The 17575-nt window shown below is 39.0% G+C and carries 15 protein-coding genes and 1 tRNA gene; 3 read left to right on the top strand and 13 right to left on the bottom strand.

Annotated elements, in window-relative coordinates:
- Positions 1-218: 218 nt before the first annotated feature.
- The 9 genes from fbaA to dnaQ form a co-directional block, all read right to left on the bottom strand.
- Positions 219-1298, bottom strand: coding sequence for a class II fructose-bisphosphate aldolase (gene fbaA, locus GTH25_RS03905; protein ID WP_164530340.1), 1080 nt, complete (start codon positions 1296-1298; stop codon positions 219-221).
- Between the two features lie 63 nt (positions 1299-1361).
- Positions 1362-2525, bottom strand: a complete 1164-nt coding sequence (pgk, locus tag GTH25_RS03900) for a phosphoglycerate kinase (RefSeq protein ID WP_075673403.1) — start codon at positions 2523-2525, stop codon at positions 1362-1364.
- Between the two features lie 87 nt (positions 2526-2612).
- Positions 2613-3632, bottom strand: a complete 1020-nt coding sequence (gene epd / locus GTH25_RS03895; protein WP_075673402.1) for an erythrose-4-phosphate dehydrogenase — start codon at positions 3630-3632, stop codon at positions 2613-2615.
- Between the two features lie 257 nt (positions 3633-3889).
- Complete coding sequence (gene tkt / locus GTH25_RS03890; RefSeq protein WP_156733073.1) at positions 3890-5884, bottom strand: transketolase; 1995 nt, start codon at positions 5882-5884, stop codon at positions 3890-3892.
- Between the two features lie 558 nt (positions 5885-6442).
- The gene (locus GTH25_RS03885) at positions 6443-6901 is read right to left on the bottom strand and encodes a hypothetical protein (RefSeq protein ID WP_164530339.1); all 459 of its coding nucleotides are present in this window, start codon (positions 6899-6901) and stop codon (positions 6443-6445) included.
- 106 nt (positions 6902-7007) lie between these two features.
- A complete protein-coding gene (locus tag GTH25_RS03880) occupies positions 7008-7361 on the bottom strand; it encodes a hypothetical protein (RefSeq protein ID WP_075673399.1) in 354 nt (117 codons plus the stop codon).
- Between the two features lies 1 nt (position 7362).
- Positions 7363-7908, bottom strand: coding sequence for a nuclease (locus GTH25_RS03875; protein ID WP_075673398.1), 546 nt, complete (start codon positions 7906-7908; stop codon positions 7363-7365).
- Positions 7909-8043: 135 nt separating this feature from the next.
- A tRNA-Asp gene (locus GTH25_RS03870) sits at positions 8044-8120 on the bottom strand.
- Positions 8121-8243: 123 nt separating this feature from the next.
- A complete protein-coding gene (dnaQ, locus tag GTH25_RS03865) occupies positions 8244-8996 on the bottom strand; it encodes a DNA polymerase III subunit epsilon (RefSeq protein WP_075673397.1) in 753 nt (250 codons plus the stop codon).
- Positions 8997-9061: 65 nt separating this feature from the next.
- Here dnaQ and rnhA point away from each other — a divergent pair, with 65 nt between their 5' ends.
- The gene (gene rnhA, locus GTH25_RS03860) at positions 9062-9550 is read left to right on the top strand and encodes a ribonuclease HI (RefSeq protein WP_075673396.1); all 489 of its coding nucleotides are present in this window, start codon (positions 9062-9064) and stop codon (positions 9548-9550) included.
- Between the two features lie 4 nt (positions 9551-9554).
- On the opposite strand, the gene GTH25_RS03855 is transcribed toward rnhA, so the two are convergent.
- Complete coding sequence (locus GTH25_RS03855) at positions 9555-10271, bottom strand: methyltransferase domain-containing protein (protein WP_164530338.1); 717 nt, start codon at positions 10269-10271, stop codon at positions 9555-9557.
- 38 nt (positions 10272-10309) lie between these two features.
- On the opposite strand from GTH25_RS03855, the gene gloB reads away from it, so the two are divergent.
- Both gloB and mltD read left to right on the top strand, forming a co-directional pair.
- Positions 10310-11065 (top strand): hydroxyacylglutathione hydrolase, encoded by a 756-nt coding sequence (gene gloB / locus GTH25_RS03850; RefSeq protein ID WP_075673394.1) that lies wholly within the window; start codon positions 10310-10312, stop codon positions 11063-11065.
- A 75-nt stretch (positions 11066-11140) separates the two neighbouring features.
- Complete coding sequence (mltD, locus tag GTH25_RS03845) at positions 11141-12475, top strand: murein transglycosylase D (RefSeq protein ID WP_075673393.1); 1335 nt, start codon at positions 11141-11143, stop codon at positions 12473-12475.
- Positions 12476-12722: 247 nt separating this feature from the next.
- On the opposite strand, the gene GTH25_RS03840 is transcribed toward mltD, so the two are convergent.
- From GTH25_RS03840 to pyrG, 3 genes are all read right to left on the bottom strand, one after another.
- Positions 12723-14105 (bottom strand): SLC13 family permease, encoded by a 1383-nt coding sequence (locus GTH25_RS03840; protein ID WP_004247295.1) that lies wholly within the window; start codon positions 14103-14105, stop codon positions 12723-12725.
- 321 nt (positions 14106-14426) lie between these two features.
- Entirely contained in the window at positions 14427-15728 is a 1302-nt protein-coding gene (eno, locus tag GTH25_RS03835; protein ID WP_075673392.1) for a phosphopyruvate hydratase, read from the bottom strand.
- Between the two features lie 62 nt (positions 15729-15790).
- Positions 15791-17428, bottom strand: coding sequence for a glutamine hydrolyzing CTP synthase (gene pyrG, locus GTH25_RS03830; RefSeq protein ID WP_075673391.1), 1638 nt, complete (start codon positions 17426-17428; stop codon positions 15791-15793).
- Positions 17429-17575: the final 147 nt, after the last annotated feature.

Genomic DNA, 17575 nt, shown 5'->3' with positions numbered 1-17575 from the left:
CGCTTTTTTATATCTGCTTTATCTCAACGTTAGATTTTATTTCGTATTGGCTAGATATTGCTAATAGATATTGCTAATAGAGACTAACCTACATCCCCCCTTCGCGCCCAACCTTAATAATAAATATCATCATAACCAAACTCCCTAATCGCTTTTTATCAGGTATAAAAAAACCCGCCAAATAAGCGGGTTTAGTTTAATCATTAAGAGTAACTCAATTACAGAACGTCAACTGAATTCAGTTCTTTAAATGCTTGTTCTAAACGAACAACCATAGATTCTTGTGCTTGACGTAACCAGTTACGTGGATCGTAGTATTTCTTGTTAGGTTTATCAGCACCTTCTGGGTTACCTAATTGGCCTTGCAGATAGCCTTCGTTCTTTTTATAGAACTGTAAGATACCATCCCAAGTTGCCCACTGAGTATCGGTATCGATATTCATTTTGATAACACCATAGTCAACGGCTTCTTTGATTTCTTCTGCAGAAGAACCAGAACCGCCATGGAAAACAAAATCTAAACTATTATGTGGCAGATTAAATTTCTCTGATACGTAGTCTTGTGAGTTACGTAGAATTTTTGGCGTTAACTGAACGTTACCTGGTTTATAAACACCATGAACGTTACCGAAAGATGCCGCGATAGTGAAACGAGGGCTTACCGCACTCAGTTTTTCGTATGCGTAAGCAACATCTTCTGGTTGAGTATAAAGCGCAGAGCTGTCCATACCAGTGTTATCAACACCGTCTTCTTCACCACCAGTACAGCCTAATTCGATTTCTAAAGTCATATCGATTTTAGCCATACGCGCTAAATATTTAGCACAGATTTCGATGTTTTCTTCTAATGACTCTTCAGATAAGTCAATCATGTGAGAAGAGAACAGTGGTTTACCTGTTTTAGCATAGTGTTTTTCACCTGCATCTAACAGACCATCAATCCATGGTAATAATTTTTTCGCACAGTGGTCTGTATGCAGAATAACAGGAACACCGTAGTATTCGGCCATTTGATGCACATGATGAGCACCAGAAATTGCGCCTAAAATAGCAGCTTGCTGTGGTACATCAGATTTAAGACCTTTACCTGCGATAAATGTAGCACCACCGTTAGAGAACTGTACAATAACAGGAGAACGAACTTTCGCAGCAGCTTCTAACACAGCATTGATTGAGTCAGTACCTACACAGTTAACCGCAGGCAGAGCAAATTTATTTTCTTTTGCTACTGCAAATACTTTTTGTACATCATCACCAGTGATGACACCCGGTTTCACGAAATCAAAAACTTTAGACATGTAATAAGATCCTATATTTGGAACAGGTAGAAAATAACTTTCTACCTGTATGAGCTGACTTAATTACTGTTTAGCGCGTTCTTCTAACATTGCAACAGCAGGAAGTTTTTTGCCTTCAACGAATTCTAAGAAAGCACCACCACCGGTTGAAATGTAAGAGATTTTGTCTGCGATATCAAATAAATCAATAGCAGCCAGCGTATCACCACCACCTGCGATAGAGAACGCTTCGCTTTCTGCGATTGCATTAGCGATGATTTCTGTACCTTTACGGAAGTTAGGGAATTCAAACACACCTACTGGGCCATTCCACAGGATAGTTTTCGCATTTTTCAGGATTTCAGCTAAACGCTCCGCAGTCACATCACCGATATCCAGTACTTGTTCATCATCTTTGATGTCGTTTGCTGATTTTAAAACAGCTTCTGCTGTTTCAGAGAATTCAGTCGCAACGCGAACATCACTTGGTACTGGAATATCACATTTTTCCATCAGCTTTTTAGCATCATCAACAAGGTCTGCTTCATATAAAGAGCGACCTACTGGATGACCTTCTGCTGCGATAAAGGTATTTGCGATACCACCACCAACGATTAATTGGTCAGCAATTTTTGATAAAGAATCTAATACAGTCAGTTTAGTTGAAACTTTAGAACCACCAACAATCGCAACCATTGGGCGAGCTGGTTTATCTAATGCTTTACCTAATGCTTCAAGTTCTGCTGATAACAGTGGACCTGCACAAGCAACTTGTGCAAATTTAGCAACGCCATGAGTTGACGCTTGAGCTCGGTGAGCAGTACCGAATGCATCCATTACGAATACATCACATAATGCAGCATATTGTTTAGACAGAGTTTCGTCGTCTTTCTTTTCGCCTTTGTTAAAACGAACGTTTTCAAGAACAACTAATTCGCCTGCATTGACTTCAACACCATTTAAATAGTCTTTAGCAAGACTAACTGGTGCAGTTAATTTGTCTTTCAGATAGTCAACAACTGGTTTTAAAGAGAACTCTTCGTTGTACTCACCTTCGGTAGGACGACCTAAGTGAGAAGTTACCATCACTTTAGCGCCTTGTTTTAACGCGGCTTCAATTGTTGGTAAAGAAGCACGGATACGCGCATCTGAAGTCACTTTACCATCTTTAACTGGAACGTTCAGGTCAGCACGGATAAGAACTCGTTTACCCGCTAGGTCTAAATCGGTCATCTTAATTACAGACATGATGAATCCTCTCATTGATTCTCTAAAATTTAGTAATCTTCTGTTCAGTGCGTCGTATTATTACGCGACACCGTCATTAAAACATGATTATTTAAAACCAGTTGCAGCCATTGCTAACGTTGTATCAAGCATTCTGTTAGCAAAGCCCCATTCATTATCACACCAGACTAAAGTCTTGATCAGGTGTTGCCCACTGACTCTTGTTTGTGTGCCATCAACGATTGCACTATGAGGGTCGTGGTTAAAATCAGTTGAGACTAATGGCAATTCTGTGTAATCCACTATACCACGAAATGCGCCAGTTGCTGATTTTTGAATTAACCGATTGACATCTAACACATTTACAGCAGTTTTTACAGTGACACTTAAATCAATTGCCGTCACATTAATTGTAGGAACTCGTACAGAAATTGCCTCAAAATGATCCTTAAATTTCGGGAAAATTCGAGTAATTCCCGCAGCCAACTTCGTATCAACTGGAATAATAGATTGTCCAGCTGCACGAGTACGACGTAAATCTTTATGGTATGCATCAATCACGGGTTGATCGTTCATGGCTGCATGGATTGTTGTTACAGTTCCTGATTCTATATTAAATGCGTCATCCATCATTTTAATAATGGGAATAATGCAATTTGTTGTACAAGATGCGTTTGAAACAATTCGGTGCTCTTTTTTTAGTTCGTGTTGATTGACACCAAAAACGACTGTTGCATCTAAATCGGTTGTACCGGGATGAGAAAAAAGCACTTTCTTCGCACCTTGTGCAATATGCGCTTCGCCATCAGCACGGGAGCCATAAGCACCACTACAATCAAGTACAACATCGATACCAAGTTCACCCCAAGGTAAATCAGTGATATCAGCGTGGTGAAAAAGTCGAATAGTATCATCACCTACTTGCAATAAATCGTTATTAATTCGTACATCCCAAGCAAAACGTCCGTGACTAGAGTCATACTTGAGAAGATGCCCAATACCTTGCGCATCAGCCAATTCATTTATTGCAACAACCGTTATTTCAGCTCGTTTACCTGATTCATAAAGCGCTCTTAACACATTACGCCCTATACGGCCAAAACCGTTAATAGCGACTCTGATTGTCATGTGACTCCCTTGATAACTTGTGATTTGCAACCGCTTAGAATAATAGAGCAAGATACTAATCAACAACGATAAATCAAGTAAATCTAGAAATTGTGCAGTCACCGACATTTTAGGATTAACTGAAACGGTTCAGCTTACTGATAATCAGATTACGAGAAATGAGAGAAGATCGCAATAGTAAACAAAGATGGAAGGATAAAAAAAGAGCACATCTGAGAAATTCTTCCCAAAAATGTGCTCTTGTTAACACTTATTGATTATTTAAGTAAAGATTTTGCCTGTGTAACCACATTTTCAACAGTAAAACCAAACTCTTCAAATAGTTCGTTTGCAGGCGCAGATTCACCGAAGCTACGCATACCTACAATCGCACCATCTAAACCAACATACTTGAACCAGTAGTCAGCAATACCTGCTTCGATAGCAACACGAGCTTTCACTGATTCTGGTAATACTGCTTCACGGTAATCTGCATCTTGTTTATCAAATGCATCAGTTGCTGGCATAGAAACAACACGTACTTTACGGCCTTCAGCTGTCAGTTGTTCATAAGCGCTAACCGCTAATTCAACTTCAGAGCCTGTTGCGATAAAGATTAATTCTGGAGTACCTGCGCAATCTTTCAGGATGTAACCACCCTTCTCGATATTTGCCAGTTGCTCTGGAGTACGAGGTTGTTGTGCAAGATTTTGACGAGAGAATATCAGAGCTGTTGGGCCATCTTTACGATCTATTGCATATTTCCATGCAACAGCTGATTCAACTTGGTCACATGGACGCCATGTGCTCACGTTTGGTGTTACACGCAGGCTAGCCATTTGCTCAACAGGTTGGTGAGTTGGGCCATCTTCACCCAGACCGATAGAGTCATGAGTATAAACAAAGATACTACGGATCTTCATCAGTGCAGCCATACGTACAGCATTACGTGCATATTCCATAAACATCAGGAAGGTAGCGCCATAAGGAACAAAACCGCCGTGTAATGCAATACCGTTCATGATTGCAGACATACCGAATTCACGTACACCGTAATGGATGTAGTTACCCGCTTTGTCTTCATTCAGCGCTTTAGAACCAGACCACATAGTCAGGTTACTTGGTGCTAAGTCCGCAGAACCACCCATAAATTCTGGTAATACTTTACCGAATGCTTCTAATGCATTTTGAGATGCTTTACGGCTTGCAATGCTTGAAGGGTTTTGTTGCAGATTTTCAATAAATGCTTTGGAATCTTTTTCCCAGTTTGCTGGTAATTCACCAGAAATACGACGTTTAAATTCAGCCGCTAATTCAGGGAACTGTGCTGCGTATGCGGCAAATTTAGCATCCCATGCAGCTTCTTTTGCTTTACCCGCTTCTTTTGCATCCCACTCTTTATAGATTTCTTGTGGAATTTCGAATGCACCGTATTCCCAACCTAACGCTTTACGTGTTTCAGCAATTTCTGCATCACCTAATGGAGAACCGTGGGAATCAGCAGTACCTGCTTTATGAGGAGAACCAAAACCGATAGTGGTTTTACAAATCAACAGTGAAGGTTTGTCAGTGATTTGTTTTGCTGCTTCAACAGCGGCTTTAATGCTTGCTGCATCGTGACCATCAATGCCACTAATTACATGCCAGCCATAAGCGTCGAAACGTTCTGCTGTGTTATCAGTAAACCAACCATGCACTTGACCATCAATAGAGATACCATTGTCATCGTAAAATGCAATCAGTTTACCTAACTGTAATGTTCCCGCTAAAGAACATGCTTCATGAGAGATACCTTCCATCATACAACCATCACCCATAAAGGCGTAGGTGTAGTGGTCAACGATATCATGACCAGGACGGTTAAATTGAGCCGCTAATGTACGTTCTGCAATTGCAAAACCCACTGCGTTTGCAATACCTTGACCTAAAGGACCTGTTGTTGTTTCAACACCCGCGGTGTAACCATATTCTGGGTGACCTGGTGTTTTAGAATGCAATTGACGGAAATTTTTCAGATCATCTAAAGAAAGATCATAACCAGACAGGTGCAGTAAGCTGTAAATCAGCATTGAAGCATGACCATTAGATAAAACGAAACGGTCACGATCAGCCCAGTTAGGGTTAGTTGGATTATGATTTAAAAAATCACGCCATAATACTTCTGCAATATCAGCCATACCCATAGGGGCGCCAGGGTGTCCTGATTTAGCTTTTTGCACAGCATCCATACTTAAAAAACGGATCGCATTAGCAAGGGTTTTACGAGTGGTCATTTTCTACTCCAAGTCGGATAAAAAGCATCTAGATAGCTGATTCTCTCAATGCGGGCAAAAAACCGCAATATAAAAAATCCACAAAGGTGGCTATCGTAATTAGCATAAAGCAATAATTCTTTGATTTGCACAGCATTTTTTACGATTAAAGCGGAAAATAACATTACACCACCGCATTGTTGCGCAACAAAAAGCAAAAAAGACAATAATTTGCGCAATTGAGAAGCGTGCTATTAAACCTTAGCTTGATATGACTAATCAAGATAAAATTTTATTGCTGAATTATCCATCAAATCAAACAAATACTGTATTTGTTTTAATTATAACCTAATAACTAACTAAACTTGTTGCAAGGACGTAGAATTATAAGAGCTTAAAAAAGATAAAAAGCAGATAATTCACTGATTCAGTAATAAAAATCTTATTTACATCATATATAGCTAAAAGGAAAAATCAGCGTAACGTAAATGTTACTTTTTAATATTAATAAAAAAGGATAAAAACAAATTTAATTCTAGTTGTCACTCTAACTGAAAACTCTTTTTAAATAACTAGCAGTTAAATCACCACTAATTTCTTTTTATAAAAACCTATCGGAAAATGACCTTGGTAGTAAATCTGAATGATCCTTTCCCAGTTGTCACCATAATTGAAGTATTTTTCAGTAAGATACTGCCTAAATGCGTAACATATCGCATTTCTTGCTGCAATTTTAAAGTTATGTACATCGTATTGAAATTGACTATCTGGTACAGAAAACGCTTTTAGACTCTCTATCACGGCTTTACTGACAACTAATCGCATCTCGGCCAAATCTTTGGGGTATTCTTGTTTTATATAGAAAGGATCATCTTGCGTAGGAGAAGTTGGCAACCATTCAACATTTAAAGACGATTCAAAACAAGCTTGGATACTTTGAAAATAGATAATTTTCTTATCATCAATGCTTCCCTTTCCCATATTAGAAAAGAAAGGTGTAATGCTGACTTTTTGTTGGATTTCGTTAAAAAAGTTCATGGCTAATAGACTCAATTATTTCTACGTTAATTCTGTCTGATTTCAACATAACATAATGATTATGTTTTTTTAGATAGCATACTTAAACGTAAATAAAATTCCGTGTTCATAAATTAATCCTAAATATCCCTAAGACTATTATTTGATACCGCGCAGGCTGTCTTTCACCAATAGCAAATAAACCAAGCAACTGCATATTTTCTTTTTTTGATTTTTGAATATCACACATTACCGATAAACCATCATAGCTATAGCGCGTTCCTAGATTTAAAGTAAGTCCTTTAATCTTATTTATTACCTGCTGTGTTACCTCTTCATCTAAGCTGTCTAAGTCTCTTAATTGCGTTACGCTAACTGACATATCTTCATCATAATAAGGACATTGAATAAGGTGATTTAACTGATAAAAATCATCTTCAAAACCATCATAAACTAGCTCTTTTTTCTTTATATTTTTCATCTTATTCAGGTCTTAATTGATACCAAAATGAAGTTGTTTGAGATGAGGTTAGCTCAATAATTCTCTCTGGCGAAATATCTGTTAAAAACAGTGTGGCAACTGCGCGAAAAAAAACACAAAAATTCACTGCAATATGTTCGAAACTATCCATAGATGATTCACTCGTCATTGCAAAAACATTCCCTGTTTGAGTATTTAATAAGATGGTATAAGGATCTGACAATGCAATAACAATGATGTTTTCAGGTCGTTTATCACCAATCCACCATTGAGCAAACTCATTAGGACTATTTAGCATGAAAAGTCTTTCAAGATAATCTTCACCACAGCCAAAACTGATATTAAATAATGAGAAATTATCTAAATTATAGAGAGAAATAAAAGAAGTAAAATCATCAGGAAGGGAGAGTGTTAGCGTCTGTTCTAGCAAACCTAAACCAGTAAGAGGTGTTGTTCTTTTAAAAAGAATTAAATCATTAAAATCCTCACCTAAAGGAGAAAATTTATCTTCTAACTCTTTTGTGATTTGGTCGAGAGTTAATAACATAAGAACTGCCTCAAGAATAGTGTTAACTATTAAGATAAGATAGCGTATTAACTGAGGATTGGAATAATTAAAATTTGAAGTTTTTTAGGCTAATAAAGCAAAAAACCCCAGCATAAATGCTGGGGTTTGGAATGTTGGCGGAACGGACGGGACTCGAACCCGCGACCCCCTGCGTGACAGGCAGGTATTCTAACCAACTGAACTACCGCTCCGCGTATCCTTTCGGACGAGGTGAATATTACGAATCTCTTGCCTTGTCGTCAACTGTTTTTCTAACAAAAAGATGCATTTGGATAGTTTTTAATCTCAACTAAACAATTCTGCTTTTTTTATATTCAAACCGCCTCATCATTTGATGCAGGACGCCATAAACAATGCCCACCTTTCTTCTCAACTAAGTCTAATCGAGACTCATGCTCAGCAAGTTCTTCTGCGGTGGCTCTTATTACTCTTAAACCTGAAACTGGGCGCTCGATACGCTGAATATCATTTTGCTCTTGTTCGTTACTTGATTCACCATCCATTGAAAATGCTAGTGCTGTTTGTCCACCAGTCATCGCCAAGTAAACATCAGAAAGTATTTCAGCATCCAATAACGCGCCGTGAAGAGTACGTTTAGAATTATCTATAAAGTATCTATCACATAAGGCATCAAGGTTATTTCGTTTGCCGGGGAATAATGCCCTTGCCATTGCAAGGCTATCAGTAATTTGGCAGAACGTTTCAGTAGGCGGAATATCACGATTAAGCTTTCTAAACTCATAGTCCATAAAGCCGATATCGAACGATGCGTTATGAATGATCAGCTCTGCGCCACGAATATATTCTAAAAATTCGTCAGCAATATCGGCAAAAGAAGGACAATCCTCTAAAAACTCATCACTAATACCGTGAACTTCAAATGCTTCAGGATCAACTAATCTTTCAGGCTTAATATAAACATGGAAATTTCGCCCTGTTAATCGACGATTGATAACCTCTACGGCACCAATTTCAATGATATTATGACCTTCATAATGAACGCCCAGCTTATTCATACCGGTGGTTTCGGTATCAAGTACAATTTGTCGTGTGATTGGAGTGCTCATAATCCGTTTTTATGTCAGACTTAGGGTTAGTTTTTCGTATTAATCAAAAAGGATAAGTCGCCTTTATGCACAAGCAGGTAGAAATATTCACCGATGGTTCATGCTTAGGCAACCCAGGCCCCGGTGGTTATGGCGCTATTTTACGCTATCAACAACATGAAAAAACCCTAAGTGAAGGATTTTTTATGACCACCAATAACCGAATGGAACTTCTTGCCGCTATCGTAGCATTAGAAACATTAAAATTCCCTTGTAAAATTACACTGACAACAGATAGCCAATATGTCAGACAGGGTATTACACAGTGGATCCATAGCTGGAAAAAGCGTCAATGGCGTAAAGCAGACAAAAGCCCTGTACTTAATGTTGATTTATGGAAACGCTTAGATAGTGCTATTACTCGTCATGAAATTGAATGGCATTGGGTAAAAGGCCATGCAGGTCATGATGAAAATGAACGTTGTGATGAATTAGCAAAAACGGCGGCTCAATCACCTACACAAGAAGACACGGGCTATATTGAAAGCCAGAAAGATAAGACAGCCAACGAGTAATGTTTTATGGCTCTGAGTGATTGCGTGTAACCCCTAAAACTCGACCTTTTACACTCATGCGTGGCAATGCAAATTTCAACGCGGTGGGTGTTAAAGGGAGCGTTCTTTTGCGAGCGATAATTAAATTTAAACAGCCTCCGGTGTGATAGCTGCTACCATCACGTTTTATTGGTCTTGAAAATGGCATAATCTGAAAATTCTGTTGTGTCATCACTTCGTAATTTAGCACACTAAGCCAATCAATTTGCCGACGAAGTGAAAACATACGACTTGAATAAGGCTGTTTTTGTCGCAAAAGAGGCGTGCATTTACCCAGTCCTAATAAACTAATAGGGTTGAAGCTCGTTAATACTATCCAGCCATCATCAATTAAAACACGATCAGCTTCTCTTAATAGCCAATGGGGATCTGCACTATAATCAAGCACATGAGCCATAAGGCAAACATCAACCGATTTATTTTCAAAGGGTAGATAATCCAAAGACGCTATAACATCCGCATTTATTGCATTTGATGTCACATTGACTTGATGTGAAACGATACTTAATTTGGTATCCAGTTCGGCACTGAGTTGACCGAGTTTCAGCAAATGAAAGCCATACATTTTCGGCCACCAGTTTTGTAAACGCAATTCAATCGCCATGCGATAATATTCTCCCCAAGGAATATCACGCCAAGAGTCCGGCATTGTAATTGGTTTTACTGAACGCGCTGCTTTCATCGTTTAACCCTTTATATTTTATAAGTAAGGTAACTTATATGGAGCTTATCAGAATTCCTGCTTTATCCGATAACTACATTTGGCTATTAAGTAATGAAAATAGTGAATGTGTGATTGTTGATCCGTCACAGGCCAAACCTGTTATTGAAATGCTCTCACAACGTTCACTAACGCCTATCGCGATTTTATTAACCCATCATCATGATGATCATGTTGGTGGTGTTGCTGAACTTGCCAAAAAATATCCTAACATCGACATTTTTGGCCCACAAGAAACACAAAGTAAAGGGGCTGAAAATATTATTCATAATCAAGAGCGTATTATTGTTGGCTCTTTTACTTTTAATGTGATTGGTACGCCGGGCCATACATTGGGTCATGTTGCTTATTATTGCGAGCCCTATTTATTTTGTGGCGATACACTTTTTTCTGGTGGTTGTGGCCGTTTATTCGAAGGAACCGCACAACAAATGTTCAGTTCATTACAAAGATTGAGTGCTTTACCTGATGACACATTAATTTGTTGTGCTCATGAATACACCCTATCAAATATGACCTTTGCACATCATATCATGCCAGAAAATGCACTTATTACCGATTATTTAGCCCAAGTTAGTGAAATGCGTAAAAATTTGCAACCTACTGTGCCAATGACACTGAAAAACGAAAAGAATATTAATCTTTTTTTGAAATCTGACGATATTGATTTGCAAAGGATTTTAGGTATAACCACTAATACTTATGCTCCAATTAAGACATTTACAAAATTAAGAGAATTAAAAGACAACTTTTAATTCCTATTGGTTGTTTTATTTTGGCACACTAAGTATCATTTGGTTCAAAAAACACACAGGATGAATTTTTCTATTATGAAGACAAAAGCGATTTTGTTCTCCATATTGCTACTGGCGGGTTGCCAGCAATCTGAGAACATTAAACCTAATTTGTCTGCGAATGCACCAATATCAACGAAAGGGACTTCAACTTCTCACCAACCTCAATATGATGTAAAAACCAATTTATGGGGTTATGTAGTAAGTGAATTAAAAATGGACCTCCCCGAAAATGAAAGGATCTCGCAGCAAGAATTATATTTTTTAAATAATCCCAAACATATACAGAGCGTTGCTACTCGCGCTGAGCCTTATATGTATTCGATTATTGATGAAATTGAAAAACGTGAATTACCGATGGAACTTGCTCTTGTTCCTGTCGTTGAAAGTGCGTTTAATCCTCATGTTACCTCTTCTGCAAATGCAGCGGGTTTATGGCAATTTGTACCAATAACGGGTAATTACTATGGTTTGGCACAAAATCAATGGTATGACGGTCGTCGTGATGTTATGGCATCAACTAAAGCGGCTCTTGATTTACTAGAGCGTTTGTATGTGATGTTTGATAGTGATTGGGCACTTGCCCTTGCTGCTTATAACGCTGGTGAAGGCCGTGTTATGCAAGCAATAAAGGCAAATGAAAGTAAAAACCTACCAACAGACTATTGGTCGCTTTCTTTACCTAAAGAAACGATGAATTACGTGCCGAAAATTCTCGCTTTAAGTAAGGTTATTCGTGAAAACGAACAAGATATTACTTTCCCAAAAAGTAACTATCGCGATAAAGCATTAGCCTCATTTGATGTCGGTGAGCAAATCACGTTAAGTAAAGTCGCTGAATTAAGTCAGTTACCTATTAATACCGTGAAAGACTATAACCCCGGCTATAAACGTGGAATAACTGCACCTAATGGCCCTCATGTCATTATGTTGCCTCGCAATAAGCTTGACCAATTCCGTAACGCTTTTGAAGATGAAGCTATATTAGAAACTATTCGCTTGGCCGTCGCCAAAACGAATCAATCTATTAAGCAAGAAGGCGTTTATAAGGTTCGTTCAGGGGATTCCTTTTACGCTATTGCTCGTCGCTATAATATGAGTATCAAAGACTTACAGCGTATTAATGGGTTAAATGCAAAGAGCACATTGCTGGTTGGTCAGACATTAAAAATTCATAATGCAGGTAGTGTCAGTAGCACCACGACAACGAAACCAACAAAACCTTCACCAAGCTACTATAAAGTACGCCAAGGTGATTCTTATTACAGTATTGCCCGTCGCCACGGCATTAACCTTAAATTATTAATGAGTTGGAACTCAGATATTAAAATGTTAAAGCCCGGTACACAACTTACGCTTTATACAAAATAGTTAGCTCATTTTCTATTCTGATTAAAAGCCATCAATGTTATGACATCTTTAGTCTTAATCTTGATGGCTTTTTTACAAGTGATAAAAAAGCCATTTATCCAATTCATGCCACATACTGTGTTTGCTCTATTTCTTTTCTAATCTTATCTCAATGATATCAATTCAAATAATAGACAAACGATAGCAATAAAAAAGCGCCTGATATAACTATCAAGCGCTCTATTTAGGTTAATTTAGTGTATTAACTTTATAGCCAGAAGAACCAAGCAAACAGAGAGATAACTAAGATACACACTAAGTTCAGTACACCACCGACACGTACCATCTCTGTCTGTTTGATATAACCAGAACCAAAGACAATCGCATTTGGTGGGGTTGCAACAGGTAGCATGAACGCACAAGATGCACCGATACCGATAATCATAGTTAACGCCATTACTGGCATGCCTAATGCTTGTGCAACCGTTGCAAAGATTGGTACTAATAACGCCGCACTCGCTGTATTACTGGTAAATTCAGTTAATACGATGATGAAGGTTGTTACTGCAAGGATAATCACGAACCAGTGGCTATTACCAAAGGTATCTTTCATAAAGTCAGCCATAACTAAACTTGCACCAGATGATTGTAAAATTGCGCTTAGTGTTAAACCACCACCAAACAGCATTAATACTCCCCACTCTGTGTTCTCTTGGATTTGGCTCCAACTAGCGACCCCAGTCACCCCGATAACAATTGCAGCACTGACCGCAATAACGGTATCCAGATCTTTTACACCACCAAAAGCGCTGCTAATAAAAGAGCTGAAGATCCAGCAAAATACAGTAACCAAGAAGATGATCATGGTAATAACACGTTTGTTATTCCACTCTAACACTTCTAATTTCAGATCAAACTTATGTTTTAAGTTAGGACGTAGCATCAGATACATGACAATAAACATGATAGGTAATAATACCAGCATGATTGGGACACCATACTTCATCCACGTAATAAAATCTAAGTTCAGCTGAGCTGCTGCAATCGCATTTGGCGGGCTTCCCACTAACGTACCTAAGCCACCAATACTCGCACTATAAGCAACACCTAATAATACGAATACAAAGGTATTACGCTCTGAACGAATATCTAGGTTGGAGAGGATACCTAACACTAAAGGTAACATCATCGCGGCTGTTGCTGTGTTACTGATCCACATTGAGAGTAATGCAGTAACACCAAATAACAGCAATACAGCAATTGAAAGTTTACCTTTTGCAATCATCAGCAAGCGGTTAGCAATTAAGCGATCTAGCCCTTGAATATGAAGCGCTGTCGCTAATGCAAAGCCACCGAAGAATAAGAAAATGATAGGATTCGCAAATGATTTTAATGACTCATTGGTATTCATTAGCCCAAGCACAACGGCTAAAATAGGTATAAATAATGCTGTTATCGTAACGTGAATGGCTTCTGTCAGCCATAACACTCCCACAAACACCATTAATGCTAAACCTGCATTGGCCTTTGGATCATAAGGTAAAAATTCTAGCAGAAGTAGTAATAACACCACATCAATAGCCAGAATGATTAACCCTCGTTTGTTTATCGGGCTCGACTTCGCCGATGGGGCTAAATTGGACGCGTCCATGATAATACTCCACATTAGCTGATATGAATATTGGATTCACTAAGCTTAAATTGTTAACGAAATAGGTTATATGTGAAATATAAAAACATTTCGCACCATTGAAAATGTGCAAAACGTATAATTGGGATCTCATCCACGAGAATTAACCAATTTATTAATAAAAGAGTAATAATTGAACACTATTTTCTCTTACACATCACACTTTTTTCAATGATGTTAAGAATAAATATTCTGTTTTTTCTGAAAAAAAATTAAAAAAAGGGGAGAACTTAAGGCTCTCCCCTTTTCAATCAATAAGATTTTTTAATCAAAGGTGCAAGATTATGCTTGGCCTTTAACTTCTTTCAAACCGTTGAAAGGTGCTTTGTTACCTAATGCTTCTTCGATACGGATCAGTTGGTTATATTTAGCAACACGGTCAGAACGGCTCATAGAACCTGTTTTGATTTGGCCAGCTGCTGTACCAACTGCTAAGTCAGCGATAGTTGCATCTTCTGTTTCACCAGAACGGTGAGAGATAACAGCTGTGTAGCCTGCATCTTTCGCCATTTTGATTGCTGCTAAAGTTTCTGTCAGTGAACCGATTTGGTTAAATTTGATCAGAATTGAGTTAGCGATGCCTTTGTCGATACCTTCTTTCAGGATCTTAGTGTTAGTTACAAACAGGTCGTCACCAACCAGTTGGATTTTGTCACCAAGAACTTTAGTTTGGTATGCAAAACCATCCCAGTCAGATTCGTTTAAACCATCTTCGATAGAAACGATTGGGTATTGTTTAGTCAGTTCTTCTAAGTAATGAGTGAACTCTTGTGAAGTGAAGGTTTTGCCTTCGCCTTTCAGTTCGTAGTTACCAGTTTCGTTGTTGTAGAACTCAGAAGCTGCACAGTCCATAGCCAGAGTAACGTCTTTACCTAAAACGTAACCAGCTTTCTCAACGGCTTCTTTGATAGCAGCTAATGCAGCAGCGTTAGATTCTAAGTTTGGCGCATAACCACCTTCGTCACCAACAGCTGTGTTCATACCTTTTGCTTTCAGCACTTTTGCTAAGTGATGGAAGATTTCTGAACCCATACGCACTGCTTCTTTCAGAGTAGGTGCGCCAACTGGTTGGATCATAAATTCTTGGATATCAACGTTGTTATCTGCGTGCTCACCACCATTGATGATGTTCATCATTGGCAGAGGCATAGAATATTGACCGTGAGTACCGTTCAGATCAGAAATGTGCTCATACAAAGGCATACCTTTCGCAGCAGCTGCTGCTTTTGCGTTTGCTAAAGAAACCGCTAGGATTGCGTTTGCACCAAAGTTTGATTTGTTTTCAGTACCGTCTAAATCGATCATGATTTTATCGATGTTAGCTTGGTCTTTTGCATCCTGGCCAAGGATCGCTTTAGCGATTGGACCATTAACAGCTGAAACCGCTTTCAGAACACCTTTACCTAAGAAACGTGATTTATCACCATCACGTAATTCTAAAGCTTCGCGAGAACCTGTTGATGCACCTGATGGAGCAGCTGCCATACCAACAAAACCACCTTCTAAGTGAACTTCTGCTTCAACTGTTGGGTTGCCACGAGAATCAATAATTTCACGACCAAGTACTTTAACGATTTTGGACATTCGGTTTTCCTCTGTACAAGTTAAATTTCCGAGAAGAGATACCCTATCTCTTCTCATATATCCTATTTCAGCAGGCCTTTTTGGTTATCAAAGGCTGCTTTCACAAAGCCTGCAAATAACGGATGGCCGTCACGCGGCGTTGAGGTAAACTCTGGGTGGAACTGACAAGCAACAAACCAAGGATGGTTTGGATTTTCAATAATTTCCACCAGTTTGTTATCTACTGAACGACCTGCAATACGTAAACCCGCATCTTCGATACGTTTTAATAGCAGATTATTTACTTCATAACGGTGACGATGGCGCTCTGTAATGGTGTTTTTGCCATACAGTGTACGAACTAAGCTATCACCACTTAAATGGCAAGGCTGAGCACCAAGGCGCATCGTGCCACCTAAATCACTTTCATCTGAACGCACTTCAATGTTGCCATTTTCATCGCGCCATTCAGTAATTAATGCGATAACTGGATATTTGCAATCTGGTGCAAATTCAGTAGAGTTTGCGCCTTCCATACCAACAACATTACGTGCAAACTCAATCATAGCAACCTGCATACCTAAGCAAATGCCTAAGTAAGGGATTTTATTTTCACGCGCATATTGAGCAGCCATAATCTTGCCCTCAACACCACGTTCACCAAAACCACCAGGTACTAAGATTGCATCTAACCCTTTAAGCATTTCTACGCCACGGGTTTCAACGTCTTGTGAATCAATTAATTTGATATTTACAGTAACACGGCTTTTGAAACCACCATGTTTTAATGCTTCAATCACTGATTTATAGGCATCTGGTAATTCAACATATTTACCAACCATACCAATGGTTACTTCGCCTTCAGGATTAGCTTCTTCGTAAATAACTTGTTCCCACTCTGCAAGATTTGCAACTGGGCAATCTAAGCTGAATCGTTTACAGATATAATCATCTAATCCCTGTGATTTCAATAGTGCAGGGATTTTATAAATGGAATCGACGTCTTTTAATGAAATAACCGCTTTCTCTGGCACATTACAGAACAGTGCAATTTTGGCACGTTCGTTTGCAGGAATAACGCGGTCTGAACGGCAAATCAACGCATCTGGCTGAATACCGATCGACAGTAATTCTTTTACAGAATGCTGAGTTGGTTTGGTTTTCACTTCACCAGAAGCGGCTAAATAAGGCACTAATGTTAAATGTAGGTAGAATGTGTGCTCACGGCCCACTTCTGCTGCCATTTGGCGAATCGCTTCTAAGAATGGTAAAGATTCGATATCACCAACAGTCCCGCCGACTTCAACTAAAACGACATCATGGCCTTCACCGCCACGGATGATGCGTTCTTTGATTTCATTAGTGATATGAGGAATAACTTGAATTGTAGCCCCAAGATAGTCACCACGGCGCTCTTTACGTAATACTTCAGAGTATACGCGACCTGTCGTGAAGTTATTACGACGAGTCATTTTCGTGCGAATAAAGCGCTCATAGTGTCCTAAGTCGAGATCAGTCTCAGCACCATCGTCAGTGACGAAGACTTCCCCGTGCTGAATTGGGCTCATAGTACCTGGATCGACGTTGATATACGGATCCAACTTCATCATGGTGACATTGAGTCCACGGGCTTCGAGTATAGCCGCCAGAGAGGCTGCGGCAATGCCTTTACCCAGAGAGGATACGACCCCGCCGGTCACAAAAATATAATTCGTTTTCATGCTGAACCTGAAAGTTTAGGTGTATTAGGATGATGGATATAACTGGACGGGAACACAGTATACCCGAACCTTATTTTCGCTACAAATATTCTTAGTAGTATAAAGTTCTTTTTCATCACGCCACTTATCCGTTTAAACACGAAAAAA

Origin of the sequence: Proteus terrae subsp. cibarius (assembly GCF_011045835.1) — a bacterium.
In the GTDB taxonomy this organism is placed as follows: Bacteria; Pseudomonadota; Gammaproteobacteria; order Enterobacterales; family Enterobacteriaceae; genus Proteus; species Proteus cibarius.
The sequence above is the reverse complement of the archived record's forward strand: the minus strand, read 5'-3'. Positions and strand labels throughout refer to the sequence as shown.

Excerpts from the sequence above, each read along its gene's own strand:
- pyrG (WP_075673391.1), bottom strand. The coding sequence starts at position 17,428 with ATGAAAACGAATTATATTTTTGTGACCGGCGGGGTCGTATCCTCTCTG.
- gloB (WP_075673394.1), top strand. The coding sequence starts at position 10,310 with ATGGAGCTTATCAGAATTCCTGCTTTATCCGATAACTACATTTGGCTA.
- pgk (WP_075673403.1), bottom strand. The coding sequence starts at position 2,525 with ATGTCTGTAATTAAGATGACCGATTTAGACCTAGCGGGTAAACGAGTT.
- GTH25_RS03840 (WP_004247295.1), bottom strand. The coding sequence starts at position 14,105 with ATGGACGCGTCCAATTTAGCCCCATCGGCGAAGTCGAGCCCGATAAAC.
- dnaQ (WP_075673397.1), bottom strand. The coding sequence starts at position 8,996 with ATGAGCACTCCAATCACACGACAAATTGTACTTGATACCGAAACCACC.
- fbaA (WP_164530340.1), bottom strand. The coding sequence starts at position 1,298 with ATGTCTAAAGTTTTTGATTTCGTGAAACCGGGTGTCATCACTGGTGAT.
- eno (WP_075673392.1), bottom strand. The coding sequence starts at position 15,728 with ATGTCCAAAATCGTTAAAGTACTTGGTCGTGAAATTATTGATTCTCGT.
- mltD (WP_075673393.1), top strand. The coding sequence starts at position 11,141 with ATGAAGACAAAAGCGATTTTGTTCTCCATATTGCTACTGGCGGGTTGC.
- GTH25_RS03855 (WP_164530338.1), bottom strand. The coding sequence starts at position 10,271 with ATGAAAGCAGCGCGTTCAGTAAAACCAATTACAATGCCGGACTCTTGG.
- GTH25_RS03875 (WP_075673398.1), bottom strand. The coding sequence starts at position 7,908 with ATGTTATTAACTCTCGACCAAATCACAAAAGAGTTAGAAGATAAATTT.
- tkt (WP_156733073.1), bottom strand. The coding sequence starts at position 5,884 with ATGACCACTCGTAAAACCCTTGCTAATGCGATCCGTTTTTTAAGTATG.
- rnhA (WP_075673396.1), top strand. The coding sequence starts at position 9,062 with ATGCACAAGCAGGTAGAAATATTCACCGATGGTTCATGCTTAGGCAAC.
- GTH25_RS03880 (WP_075673399.1), bottom strand. The coding sequence starts at position 7,361 with ATGAAAAATATAAAGAAAAAAGAGCTAGTTTATGATGGTTTTGAAGAT.
- epd (WP_075673402.1), bottom strand. The coding sequence starts at position 3,632 with ATGACAATCAGAGTCGCTATTAACGGTTTTGGCCGTATAGGGCGTAAT.
- GTH25_RS03885 (WP_164530339.1), bottom strand. The coding sequence starts at position 6,901 with ATGAACTTTTTTAACGAAATCCAACAAAAAGTCAGCATTACACCTTTC.